We start from the raw sequence: 13,555 nt of genomic DNA, 5'->3' as shown, positions 1-13,555 counted from the left end.
TCTATCAATCCTTCCACAAGTTGTTTGCAGCATATTTTAATATCACATCACAGCAATAAGAGCAATATCCATTATTCTTCATTTCCTCAACCATAGAATAATATTTTTCAGCTTGATCCTTATCTCTAACTCTAGATTTAGTTATTATTCTTGAAAGATCCTTAACAGATGCCATAAGTTTCTTTTCAATAGCCTCCTTTAAAGGTTCATAGGAAGTATAATCTATCTTGCTTCCATTTCTAACTAAATAGAACATATAGGAAGTAACATCTGCTCTAAAGCCCTTACAAGAACTTTCTGAAACTCCAATTTGTTCTTCTATACTTCTCATAAATTCTTCATCTGGGCTTAATTCCTCACCAGTTGATAAATCCTTTATTTTACTCTTATTTACAAAAGCTTCAGAGTTATCTATATAATTATCAAATAAACTCTCAGCTTGTTCTCTAAATGAATGAATAAATGCCTTTGTAATTTCTTTTTCCAATATCTTGTTATATTCTTTTCTTATAGTATCTTGTACAAATCCTAAATACTTCTTTTTATCCTCTGCTCCTATATCCATTTCTTTAACTGATTTTATTATACTTTCCATTATACTTAATGGGTTTATACAATTATATTCAGAGCTAGAAAGAGCATTATCTATTGCCTTAATTATAAATCTAGTACTAATTCCCTTCATACCTTCATATGATCCTGCTTCTTCTCTTAACTCATTTATATCAATTCTCTTAGTACTTCCTTTTTCAACTATTTCTTCTCCATTGTAAATCTTAAGTTTTGTTATCGGATCTACCTTTGCAGAGGATGATAGTCTTGAAAGTATTGCAAACATAGCTGCTACTTGCATTGTATGCGGAGCTATATGAGCATTAAAATTACTCCTTTTTAAAATTTTCTCATATATTTTCACTTCTTCGTCAAGTTCTAAACAATATGGCACCTCTATTTTCACAATTCTATCTAATATAGCCTCATTTGTATGATCTGACTTAAATTTATTCCACTCAGCTTCATTTGAATGAGCTACTATAAGACCATCAAAATAAATCATAGATCCCTTACCAGGTGAAGGTATAGATTTTTCTTGTGTTGCTGTAATTATTGTATGAAGATATTCAACATCATTCTTAAATACTTCAATAAATTCAACTAGTCCTCTATTACCTACATTAAATGCACCATTTAAAGAAAAAATTCTTGGGTCATCTTCTGGATACATATCCATTTTGGAAATATCTATTGAACCTGTTAATATTGAAGTATCTTGATTATTTGGATCTACTGGAGGAACAACACCTACTCCCTTTCTTGATCTAATGGAGAATCCCTTAGTTTCCACTGGGAATTTTTCATATTCACCATTAAATTCATTAACCAACTTATACTTACATACAGGACATAAATCTCCTTCTATTTCAACGCCTAATAATTCTTTAAATTTTGGTCTTAAATGCTTAGGTATTAAATGTAGTGGTTCTTCATGCATTGGACACCCTTTTAATGAATATATTGGAGGACATTCTACTAAAGCTTTTTTTAGAGATTCAACTAATGATGACTTTCCTGCACCAACTGGACCAACTAAATATAATACTTGCCTAGCCTCTTCTCCCTTCATTGAAGCTGAATGCAAGTAGTTTACTAGCTTCATTATTACCTTATCAATTCCAAAAAAATCATCTTTAAAAAAACCATATCTTCTTATTGGATCATTTCCATATATTTTCTTTACCTTAGGGTTTTCTTCTCCCTTTAGTACTTCTATCCCTTTACTAACAACCATATCATAAATTCTCTTATGTGAAAGCTTGGCTACCTCTGGCTTTTCTTTTACTATCTCTAAATAATCAAGAAATGTTCCTTCAAATTTTTCTTTGTTTCTGCTTTCTCTATCACTTTTTATAAATTCTTCAAAGTTCATTTACTCCCCCCCTTTTTACTAAAATATATTCCTATACCTACTTTATATATGACAAAATCTTTTAGATAGAATTTTTTATGTGGAGTTAATAATTAAACTATTATATAAATATAAATTTTAACTTTATATATAAACTAAAAAAATATTATATTTGTCAGGTTTATGAATAAAATCTTATATAATTTAGCAAAATAAAGAATAATATATTTAAATAAATAAAAAGTTCTTATACTGTATAAAAAATGTTCATTTAATATTTATCAAACTTGATATATTAATAACAATTATTAATTAGTAACTTTTATTGACAAATTTGCTATAATATATTATAGTTATATTAATAATAAGAGAATATTAAAATTAATAAGAATTAAATAAAAAAATATAAAGGGGTGTTTTACATGGATGGAATAGCATGCATGCTAAGTAAAAAATGTAGAAGAGAAAAATCAGAAGAGATAGTTCAAAACATGAATAATGAGCAAAAAACTTATGAAGAAATTTATGATGCTGAAAAAGAAAGTAAATAGAGATTAAAATTAATCCTCCCTCACTACACAAAATAATATATTGTCTTAAGAAACCAAAACATTGCATTAGTAATTGAGACAGCTGAAGTAAAAAAGTAGAGAATCTTGTGATTCTCTACTTTTTAGCTTAAATAATTTTATAGAATGTCTTACTATTTTTCCTTATTAAATTTCTACTCTATTACATATGGATTTGATGAATTATCTAAGCTTTCACCACCACCAGTACTCATAGCATTTCCAAGAAAAGTTCCTTTAATTTTATATTTATAATAGTTAATATTATATGAAACATACATTTTATTTGTATCAAACACTTTTTTATCCAAGTGTATTCCTTTAGTAACTTCAAATGCATATTCTCTTTCTTCTCCAGGATATATAGCCACATCAAAATTTTTAATTTTTATACTATTATCATCCGCTATTTTCTTAAAGTCATTATCATAGCCTTTAAATATTGGATTACTAAGTGAACTAACTGTGGAATCATTAACTAAATTAGGTAAAATTCCAAATCTTATAGTTGCCTCATTTACATTAGCAATATACTTAGAATTATTTTTTATACTTATTTTTATCTTCAATATATTTTCATCTTCTTCAAAACCTACATATTTTACTATAGGATTTGAACTATTAAAAGCTTCATCACTACCTTGATGGAATAATAACTTATCTCCTAGGATAAACTTAAAACCTAAGATAAATATAAAAACTGATATAAAAATTCCTATACTAACCTTTATAAATTTCTTATTCACTTTCTTATCCCCCTTAAGCTATATCTTTCTTTTTATAAATCTTTAATGAAATATACATAGATACTATAAATATAAATAATGCTATAAGACATGTAATAATAAAATATACACTTACTGACATAGTTTTAAAGTCATAACTCTTTAAGCTAAATATATTATAGATATAAATACCTATTTTTCTTGAAAACCTTAACAGAAGTGTTTCTCTTCCATTATTAATAAAATTAGAAATATTATCACTTGTATAAACTAAATATCCTATAAATATAATAGTAAAAGAACTAATAACTCTTCCTACCTTATAACCATATTTAAATATAACGGGAATTATTATTGAAAAGCTAAGTAATATAGTTATCATACCAACAAATATATCTTGAAAAACCGTTATCCTTACAGAATTTAATATATTTATTCCAAATAATATATACATAAGTATTGTTGAAAATAAAAATACAATTAATATAAGAATATATTTTGAATAAACTATATCTTCTCTTTTTGTTGGAAGGCTTAAAATAAAACTTTCACTATTGTTTAAACTATCATAATAAAAGCTATTCATTATAACTATATAAGTTAATATTATAGGCAATAAGCTTGGAAATACATAACCTGATGAAATAGGTAATAAGATTGGTAATGTATAAGAAAAAGCTGTTAATAAAAATAATCCAATTATAAATGTAATAATAGCAGCCTTTAAGGATTTCACTTTTAACCCTACTATTAAATCTTTTTTTATAAGCTTAAACATTATTTTTCCCCCTTTACATAGTGATAAATTATATCCTCTAAACTTGGAATAGATATATTTTCATTATCTAAACTTTTTTTATTAATAAACAAGCCTTCATAATAGTACTTTGATTCCTTTATAGAAATAAAGTTCAAATTACTATTTTCAATTTCTTCCTTAGATCCTCTAAATAATCTATATCTATCCTTTATATATTCCATATCCTCTGATAAAACTAATTTCCCTTTATTAATGAAGGTTATATAATCTGCTATTCCATCTAAATCTGAAGTTATATGAGTAGAAATAATAATACTTCTATTTCCATCTTCTATTGCTTCTTGTAAGAGTCTTAAAATTTCCTTTCTAATTATGGGATCTAAGCCTGCTGTAGGTTCATCTAATATTAGTAATTTCGCATCGTGAGATAACGCATTTGCTATCATAACCTTAATTGCTTCTCCTTTAGAAAGATTTCTTATATATGATTTTTCATTAATATCAAACTTTTCTATATAAGAATCAAAAATTTCTGAGTTGAATTTTGAATACATCTTACTAACAATATTTTTAAAATCTCTAACTTTTAAGTGACTATAGAAATTTAAATTATCATAAACAAAACCTATATTATCTTTTACATACACCTCATCTTCAAAAATATCTTTATCAAATATTTTAATTTCGCCACTATCAGCCTTAATTAAACCAAGAAGCATTCTTATTAATGTTGTCTTCCCTGATCCATTAGGTCCAACTAATCCCATTATATATCCCTCTTTTAATTCAAAAGAAATATCCTCTAATTTAAATCTTCCTCTAGTCTTATTTACATTCTCAACCCTAACCATACTTACTCTCCTTCATATAGCAAATCTATAATTTTATAAATATCTTCTTTTTTTAGCTTTATAGCTCTTGCTGTTTGTATAATATCCTCTAATTTCTCTTCTATTTCTTTAAGTTTCTCTTCATATACAAGCTCCTTATTAAAATAAGAAACATAGCACCCCTTTCCCCCAACTGTTTCAATAAATCCTTGATTCTCAAGCTCTTCATAAGCTCTTTTAGTCGTTATAACGCTTATGTTTAAATCCTTAGCTAGTGACCTTATAGAAGGCAATTTTTCATTTGGCTCTAATCCTCCACTTATGATTTCCTCTCTTATTGAATTTACTATCTGTTCATATATAGGAAGCTTAGATGAATTACTAATTATTATTCTCATTTTTCACCTCTCATAACTGTATTTTCCGTATATGTATACTATATACAGTATATACATATAAAGTCAATTTATTTTTTACATTTTTTCCTAATTTTTTTTATAATTAATATCTAAGCTATATATTTTTAAAATCTATATTCTTTTGCATATTTATATAATAGGTAACTTTTATCTTCTAAAATTATTAAACCAAGTAAAATCAAAGATTTACAAAAGGGGGCACATTTCGCGACACCCTTTTAAGATTAGACAGAACATTATAGCACCTACAATTAGTTCCTATTAACGCTTACAAAGGGGCTCACGTTTCATGAGCCCCTTTAAAATTAGATATAATAACTTGCTCTAAACAAATTATTTTCTTCATTTTTATTTTTTCTCCATCCTGATATTTTTCTCTACCATCCCCATAGCTTTATAAAATTCTATAGAAGTCTCATTAAAACTCCAAACTCCCAGTTCTAAAGTTTCTGCACCTTTACTCTTTACTAAGTCATATAAGTAATTAAAAAGGATTCTTCCTAATCCCTGTCTTCTGTAATTTTCCTTTATACAAATTTCATCTATATAAGCAAAGAACTTATCATTTAATAAATACATATTTTTAAGTTCTACATATCTTGTTATGGTGTAACCTACTATCTTTTTATTTTGTATAATTACTATAATCTCAATACTTTTATCATTTATTAATTCTTTAAAATATGACTTATACATGGTCTTAGTAACTTCTTTATATATATCAGGTCTATTTTTAACATGAAATATGTGTAGTTCTTTTGAAATGTTACTTATATATTTATAATCTTCTAATTTAGCATTCCTTATTTCTACCCCAAGTTCATCACCTCATAATATTTGTATTAGAAAGCTTAATAGATTGTTACATAGTTAAATCTATAGATTTAAGTAACAAATTTTATCATAATTTCTTATAATGATTATAAAATAATATATTAGGAGTTTATCAATGAATTTTAATGATGATGATTCAATTCTATATCCAGATGATTCTAGATTAAGACCTCCTCCACTTGGAAATTTAATTCCTGGCTTCCCAAGTTCTGGTCCTGGTTCCGGTCCTGCTAAAAGTTCTCCTTCCCAAGGATCTCAAGGTTCTCCATCTATGGGAAGCAATTTAAATGTAGGCCCACCACCAAACTTTACTCCATCTAAGACTAGTGCTGACGTAAAACACCTTAGCTCCGGTGGCCCTCAAACTAAAGCTGTAAGTCCTGGTTCTATTAGTTTTTGTTTGTTTAAATTCACATATATTTGGGAAACTAGTGGAAGAGAATACTGGTCATTTTTACTAAATGTAGATAGAAGAACTGTGTCTGGGTTACGTTGGTTTAGAGGAACTTGGGTGTTCTTTGGGCTAGACTTGAGAAGAATAGATTCATTTGTATGTTATAGAAGTGAATCAAATTGTGAATCAGGTTGTGAGTCAAATTCTAAATCTAAAAATAAAACCAAATCATTAAAAAGCCTAAGAAAGGAATATTCCCCTACAGGTATAAAAAATATTTACACAAGGTTATTAACTTCTGTAGAAGTTCCTGAAATAAAAGATGATTTTGTAGTTAATTATTTAGGAGAAGTTGATGGTAACGAACTAACTGCTAAAATACCTTGTAAACAAAGAAGATCAACTAATTATAGGATAGTTCTTGAATTAACATACCCAGAAGAATTTAATAAACAATTGATAGATAAAATAAATCTATGTGCAATTGAAGCTTCAAATGAAGCATCAAGATATCTAGATGAATTTAGAGATAGTAAAGACTTTTTAACTCCTTTAGAAGTATTTAATTCTTCTACTAAGCAAATAGGTAAATCATTAAAAGTATTTTCTACAGAATTTACTGATAGAATTAAAAAATTAAAAATTCCTAGAGAAGTAACTAAAGAAATAAAATATACTATTATTGAAGAAAAAATAGAGGAACCTTGGAGAATACTATAACTGTATGATAAAAAATATATTAAAGTTGAATATAAAAATTAAAGGGATAGAAGTTAATTTCTATCCCTTTACTCTTCTCTTTAATACATCATCAATATTAAACAACTTCTTTTCTTTCATTATAGATAGTTATTCCAAGAGTTAATACTAAACCTCCCCATAAAACAACTGCTCCTAATGCAAAAAATGATAATGATACTCCTGTCATAATTAAAGCCCCCCTTAAATTTATTTTTAATTTAAATTCTCTATATTTTTATTTCTCCATTTCTTTTTAGAAATTATTAAAGAAACTATTATTCCAAATCCTATTACACTCCAACCATAAGCAAATAATGCTGAAAGTGGATATCCTCCGTAAGGAGTTTTTATTTCTGTTAATATGCTTTGAACTAACATATATAATAATATAGATGGTGTAACAAACTTAACACAAACATTCCACCACTTACCTATCTTAAAATAGGAAATTTCATTTGTATGATTTCTTACTTTATCTGGAGTTGATATCCAACCTATTAATACAACTTCAAATAATCCTACTACAACAATTCCATAATTATTTATAAAATTGTCTACTATATCAAGCAAATATAATCCCGCTCCAGTTGAATATATACTTCCAATTAAAAATCCTATTAAACAAATTGAGGCAACAACTTTATTTCTTGCCCACCCAAACTTATCTATAAACGGTGCAGAAACTGCTTCTATTAAAGAAACTGTTGATGTTATTCCTGCAAATACTAAGCAAACAAAGAATAATACACCTAAAATAGTTCCTAAAGTTCCCATTTCTCCAAACACAGCTGGGAAAACTACAAAAGCAAGCCCTACCCCACTTGAAACAACTTCATTCATAGGAACACCTTTCATATTAGCCATAAATCCTAATATTGAAAATACTGCAATTGCTGATAAAAATTCAAATCCACAATTTGCAAAAGCTGTCATAAATGCACTATTGTTTATGTCAGTTTTTTCAGGTAAATAACTAGAATAAGTCATCATTATTCCCATTGCTAAGCTTAAAGAGAAAAATACTTGTCCATAAGCTGCTATCCAAACTTTTGGATCCATAACTTTTGACCAATCTGGAGTAAATAATGTATTTAATCCTAATGATGCTCCCTCTAGATTTACTGCTCTAATTGCTATTACAATCATTATTATAACAAGCATAGGTAAAAGTATTTTATTAGCTTTTTCAATTCCACCTTTTATTCCTTTATAGCAAATAAACCAATTTATAAACCATATTAATCCGATTCCAATTAATATTGGTAAAATGTATCCACCAAAATTAAAAGGTGAATCTGTAAGCTTTAAGAAATCAACGTGGAAAAACTTATTTGTATCATTGCCCCAACCTTTATTAAAACTATACCTTAAATAATTTACAGCCCAACTTAAAATCATTGAATAATAAGTAAGAATTATAAATGCATTTATAGTTGGCCACCATCCAAGCCATTCCCACTTTCTTTTTACTTTTGCAATTGCAAGTGGAGTTGAGCCCTTATATTTATGTCCAAGTCCATATTCTAGTATTAATAATGGAATACCTGCTGTAAATATAGCAAAGAAATAAGGTATTAAAAATGCCCCGCCCCCATTTGTATATGCTATATAAGGAAATCTCCATATATTACCTAGACCTACTGCTGACCCAATTGCCGCTACAATAAATCCTAGTTTCGATCCCCACTGTTCTCTGTTTTCTTCCATAAAATCGCCCCCTCTGAAATCTTTATTTTTATTGCTTATTAACATTAAATATATGATATATTAAAATATTAATAAAATCAATATTTTCTTAATAAAATATTATATATTTTTACATAAATATTTTATATAGTTAATAATTTTAATACTTTTTTATCATTTTATCAAAATATCATTTTGAAAGTATATAAAAAATAAGCATCTATCAATATTAGATGCTTATTTCTAATTATTTTATATTTTTTTACATTTTTATTAATTACTTATATGATTTTCTATAATAAATTCTTTATGCAGCTTCCATGTATTCTCTTCCCACTTATATATACTTACATTATCAAAATAACAATTGAAGTTAAATGGAAGCTTATTTACATACTCCCATACCTTATCATATATTTCTGGAACCTTCTTTGATGTTAAAGTAACATGAAAAACCTTATCTTTTCCATCTTTCTTATTAAATTCAATATAATCAAAATTATTTAATAGGTCTATTAGGTTGTTATGAAGAATTTTTCCTTTTCTAGACATATCAACATCCATATAAATAACTCTATTATCAAAATGATTATATCTATTCATTGAAAACTCTGCCTTTTCTTGATTTTTACAAAATTCACTTATAGCTTCTTCTAAATCTGTTATACTTTTATCGTACTCAAAAGGTGCTTTTATAGTAAAGTGTGCAGGAAGTTTTGATGATTTTGCCTTAAACTTTTGAAAAATATCCTTTCTCATTTCGTTATTAAAATCACCAGCTTCTCCCTTTACTACACAAACTATAACATATCTCATAAAGATTTCTCTCCTTTCATAAAGCTCTTTGTTTTACTATATAATTAATGTTTTCGCTTAGATCAACGCTTTTTCTCTACAGGTAAACATTCAATTCTATAACCAATTTCCTTGTTAGCCATTCTATATCCCTCATTTACCATTTCTTCTCTACTCATTTCATTTCCTAATAAAGCATCTATAGTTATTTGTGATCTACCTGGAAAGTATTTATCAAGTACTCTTTCATCAATGTAATCTTGATTTTTTATAGAATAATCATCCAAAATATGCATTACATTAAATCCAGCTTCTTTTAATGACCTTCCAACTAATATGCTTCTATGGCATCTTATTGGATCTTGCATTGCTCCAAGTAATGCAATTTTATATCCCTTGTTACAACCATCTTCTAGCCTTTCAACACCTTTTATAAAGTCTTCTTCATATATAACTTTTTCAAAGTCTGAATATCCTTCATTGTTATAAGAAACTTTATTTATTCTTTTTGCTGCAAGCTCTTTAGCCATATAAATATATATAAATCCTGCTTTAGTTAAGGTATATTTTATAGTTTCTTTGTCAAATTGAACATTATATTTAGAATAAGGTGTTCCTCTAATATCCACAACGCAATTAATATCATAATATCTTAGCATATCTATTAACTTTTCAACTGTATAGTTTGAATGTCCTATTGTATATATATCCATAGCTTATTTTTACTAACTAAATAGTTTTAGTAACTCCTCTTCTGTTATTGTATTTAATCTTTCTCCACTTAATATATTTCCATCTATTATTTTGCTAATTAATTCTTTCTTTTCTTCTTGAAGCTTTATAATCTTTTCTTCAATAGTATCTTTAGATATAAGTTTTATTACTTCAACTACATTTTTTTGACCAAGCCTATGAGCTCTATCTGTCGCTTGATCTTGAACTGCTGGATTCCACCAAGGATCAAAATGAACAACAACACTAGCTGAAGTTAAATTTAATCCAACTCCACCAGCTTTTAAAGAAATTAAGAATATATTTTTATCTCTATTATTAAATTCATTAACTAAATTTATTCTTTCTTTTGCTTTAATACTTCCATCTAGATATAAAAAGCTAATATTATCCTCTTCTAATTTATTTCCTATCTTTTTCAATACAGATGTAAATTGTGAAAATATAATTATTTTTTTATTTGAGTCTATAGTTTCTTTTACAATTTCCTTAACTGCTTTTATCTTTGCACTTTCTTCTTTAAAATCATCAATTAATAAAGATGGATCTAAACAAAGCTGACGTAATTTTGTAAGATAAGATAATATAACAATTTTATTATCTTTAATTTTTTTATTTTCCTTAAGCTTCTTTTTAACTTCTTTCATATATGAATTATAAATTTGTTTTTGACTAAATGTCATTGGTATTAAATATTCTTTTTCTATTTTATCTGGTAATTCATCTAATACATCTTCTTTTAATCGTCTTAGTATAAATGGAGAAATTAGTTCTTTAAGTTCTTTTAAACTTTCATCATCTCCATTTAAAAATCTATTTTTGAACCTTTCTTCATTATATAAATATCCAGACATTATAAAATCAAATATTGACCATAATTCTAGCAAATTATTTTCTATTGGTGTTCCTGTTAGAGCCAATTTACAGTTAGCTTTTATTGATTTAACTAACTCTGTAATTTTAGATTTTTTATTTTTAATATTTTGTGCTTCATCAATTATACAAAAATCAAATTTTTTCTCTTTGTACCATTCATAATCACTTCTTAAAGTTCCATAAGTTGTTAGTAAAACATCATATTTTTTATAATCATCTTTAACTTTATTTCTTTCATTAACACTTCCATGAATTATTCCTATTTTCAAACTATCTGCAAATTTTTCAAATTCACTTTTCCAATTGTATACAACAGAAGTTGGAGTTATAATTAAACTCTTTTTATTTTTGTTTGAAAGTAATAAAGTTATTGTTTGAATAGTTTTACCAAGTCCCATATCATCAGCTAATATTCCTCCAAAGCCTAGGTTCTCTATTGTCCTTAGCCAATTGTATCCCTTAATTTGATAAGTTCTAAGATTTGCATTTAAATCCTTTGGAAGCTCATAATTTTTTTCTTTATTCTTTAAATTATTTATTAATTCATTTATTTTTTCTTCTCCAGTTATAAATGGAATTGTTCTATTTTTTATTTTATTTTCTAAATGTAATAAGTTAAATTTATCCACATATATTTCTTTTTTATACACATCATTAAATAAATTTAGTTCTTCTATTGTTTTGAAAAACTCAACTACTTCCATGTCATTTAAATCTAAAAAATTATTTTCTTTAGTTTTATAAAAGGATTTTCCCTTTTTTATTTGTTCCATTATATCTACTATTTCGTTATAGTTTACTCCATCTATCTTATAATTAAACTTATAATAATCCTCTATTTCTTCAATTTCACTTAATATATTATTAGATTTTATAAGCTTTATTTCAGCAAATTCATTAGATAAAGTAACTATTCCAATTTTATTCAACTTATTTATACCTTCACTAAGTAATATGTATTTATCTTCATCATTTCCTATAAATATAAATTTATCTTTATGTTTTATAAACTTATATCTTTCAAGTTCCATTTCTATTTTTTCTTTAGCTCTAGTATCCTTTAACCCATTTAAGGCATTTGCATAATTTATATCAATACTACAATATATATTTTCATTTTCTTTTTCTATATAAAATCTTGGAGTATTAACTTTATTTATTTCATTTTTTACAGTTTCATCTATAATTATATCCTTTGAAATTTCACCTACTATAAATAATAATTTCTTTAAGTTACTTTCTGTATTTTTATAAATCAAACTATCTTTTTGAGCTAGCTTATCATATATTGCTCTATAATATTTTAATTGTTTTTCTGTAGGTAAATATATTTTCTTATCATATATCCAAACTTCTTTTTTATTATCAATAGGTATTGTACTCTTCTTTTGAGGCTTTAATATCAAAGCTTCACCTTTTTTCTTTAATGTAAAGATTAAAGGCATATCCTCTTTGTGAATTATTGAATTATAGTTCATATAGTCATATGTTAAAACTATATTTTTATTATTATCTATTAACTCTAAAAAACTTCTAAGTTCATCTCTATATAATATAAAGTTTCTACTATCTATAATTCTATTTTTACTTTCTTTAAATCTCGCCTTTAAAAAATCTATTATTAAAGTATCATTTTCATTAAACTTATTATTTTTATCAAATAAAAACTTACCTAATACTTCTACTACAATTGTATTTTCTTCTCCTGCTCTAAGCTCTAAATGATATTCTTCATTTTTATTTACTTTAACTTGCTTTATCTTTATATCTAATTTTAATATTTTCTTATTAATGTCATTTTTTTCTTCACTAATATTTTCTTGTTCTCTATTATTTAATATTGCATAATAAAATTTATACATAGTAGCTACTAAATGACTACAAATATAATTTTTCATTTGCTTACTATTTTCTTCAAATTGATTACAGCTACATTTAGTATCAATTATTTTATTATTAGAATCAAACTTTAAATGAGTACTATATTCATCTTTATTTTCTAAAACTCTTCCATATATATGATAAGTATCATTTATTTTTTTACTTATAACTTTAGAAATTAATTCTTTTTTTAACAACTCTATTCCATTTCTTTTTGAGATGCTAGAGCTTAAATTTAAAATATAATTCATCATAACTTTTAAATTCATATGTATCACCTCTTCTCAAAATAATATTTATATCTGTACTTATCTTATATACTACTAAATATTATAAACATAAAAAAACCTATAGGGTAGATTTTTTATATCTACTCTATAGGTATATTACATTTATGTATTTTTATT

At 25.7% G+C, this 13,555-nt stretch carries 13 protein-coding genes; 2 read left to right on the top strand and 11 right to left on the bottom strand.

Annotation, left to right across the window (positions count from 1 at the left end):
- Positions 1 to 4 precede the first annotated feature (4 nt).
- Positions 5 to 1,927, bottom strand: coding sequence for a serine protein kinase (locus tag ACZJV1_RS04145; protein ID WP_463651526.1), 1,923 nt, complete (start codon positions 1,925 to 1,927; stop codon positions 5 to 7).
- A 401-nt stretch (positions 1,928 to 2,328) separates the two neighbouring features.
- Between ACZJV1_RS04145 and ACZJV1_RS04140 the strand changes: the two genes are divergently transcribed.
- Complete coding sequence (locus ACZJV1_RS04140; RefSeq protein WP_411169990.1) at positions 2,329 to 2,457, top strand: hypothetical protein; 129 nt, start codon at positions 2,329 to 2,331, stop codon at positions 2,455 to 2,457.
- A gap of 173 nt (positions 2,458 to 2,630) precedes the next feature.
- Here the strand turns inward: ACZJV1_RS04140 and ACZJV1_RS04135 are convergent, their stop codons facing one another.
- The 5 genes from ACZJV1_RS04135 to ACZJV1_RS04115 form a co-directional block, all read right to left on the bottom strand.
- A complete protein-coding gene (locus ACZJV1_RS04135) occupies positions 2,631 to 3,221 on the bottom strand; it encodes a hypothetical protein (RefSeq protein ID WP_463651525.1) in 591 nt (196 codons plus the stop codon).
- Positions 3,222 to 3,234: 13 nt separating this feature from the next.
- The gene (locus ACZJV1_RS04130) at positions 3,235 to 3,978 is read right to left on the bottom strand and encodes an ABC-2 transporter permease (protein ID WP_463651524.1); all 744 of its coding nucleotides are present in this window, start codon (positions 3,976 to 3,978) and stop codon (positions 3,235 to 3,237) included.
- Positions 3,978 to 4,811 carry an ABC transporter ATP-binding protein gene (locus ACZJV1_RS04125; protein WP_463651523.1) on the bottom strand — a complete coding sequence of 278 codons (834 nt, stop codon included), beginning with the start codon at positions 4,809 to 4,811 and terminating at the stop codon, positions 3,978 to 3,980. The genes ACZJV1_RS04130 and ACZJV1_RS04125 overlap by 1 nt, the downstream gene beginning before the upstream one ends.
- 2 nt (positions 4,812 to 4,813) lie before the next feature.
- Positions 4,814 to 5,188: a GntR family transcriptional regulator gene (locus ACZJV1_RS04120; protein WP_463651522.1), complete on the bottom strand. Its 375-nt coding sequence runs from the start codon at positions 5,186 to 5,188 to the stop codon at positions 4,814 to 4,816.
- A 369-nt stretch (positions 5,189 to 5,557) separates the two neighbouring features.
- The gene (locus ACZJV1_RS04115) at positions 5,558 to 6,016 is read right to left on the bottom strand and encodes a GNAT family N-acetyltransferase (RefSeq protein ID WP_322379146.1); all 459 of its coding nucleotides are present in this window, start codon (positions 6,014 to 6,016) and stop codon (positions 5,558 to 5,560) included.
- Positions 6,017 to 6,158: 142 nt separating this feature from the next.
- On the opposite strand from ACZJV1_RS04115, the gene ACZJV1_RS04110 reads away from it, so the two are divergent.
- Entirely contained in the window at positions 6,159 to 7,157 is a 999-nt protein-coding gene (locus ACZJV1_RS04110) for a hypothetical protein (protein WP_463651521.1), read from the top strand.
- Between the two features lie 97 nt (positions 7,158 to 7,254).
- On the opposite strand, the gene ACZJV1_RS04105 is transcribed toward ACZJV1_RS04110, so the two are convergent.
- The 5 genes from ACZJV1_RS04105 to ACZJV1_RS04085 all read right to left on the bottom strand — a co-directional run bounded on the left by ACZJV1_RS04105 (position 7,255) and on the right by ACZJV1_RS04085 (position 13,417).
- A complete protein-coding gene (locus ACZJV1_RS04105) occupies positions 7,255 to 7,365 on the bottom strand; it encodes a MetS family NSS transporter small subunit (protein WP_460286307.1) in 111 nt (36 codons plus the stop codon).
- 26 nt (positions 7,366 to 7,391) lie between these two features.
- Positions 7,392 to 8,885: a sodium-dependent transporter gene (locus tag ACZJV1_RS04100; protein WP_460286306.1), complete on the bottom strand. Its 1,494-nt coding sequence runs from the start codon at positions 8,883 to 8,885 to the stop codon at positions 7,392 to 7,394.
- A 252-nt stretch (positions 8,886 to 9,137) separates the two neighbouring features.
- A complete protein-coding gene (locus ACZJV1_RS04095) occupies positions 9,138 to 9,680 on the bottom strand; it encodes a 2'-5' RNA ligase family protein (RefSeq protein WP_460286305.1) in 543 nt (180 codons plus the stop codon).
- A gap of 62 nt (positions 9,681 to 9,742) precedes the next feature.
- The gene (locus ACZJV1_RS04090) at positions 9,743 to 10,372 is read right to left on the bottom strand and encodes a DUF488 domain-containing protein (protein WP_411169983.1); all 630 of its coding nucleotides are present in this window, start codon (positions 10,370 to 10,372) and stop codon (positions 9,743 to 9,745) included.
- Between the two features lie 12 nt (positions 10,373 to 10,384).
- The gene (locus ACZJV1_RS04085) at positions 10,385 to 13,417 is read right to left on the bottom strand and encodes a DEAD/DEAH box helicase (protein ID WP_463651520.1); all 3,033 of its coding nucleotides are present in this window, start codon (positions 13,415 to 13,417) and stop codon (positions 10,385 to 10,387) included.
- Positions 13,418 to 13,555: the final 138 nt, after the last annotated feature.

This window comes from Clostridium sp. LS3 (genome assembly GCF_055330225.1).
Note: the sequence above shows the minus strand (reverse complement) of the source record. Positions and strands in the feature narration are given on the sequence as shown.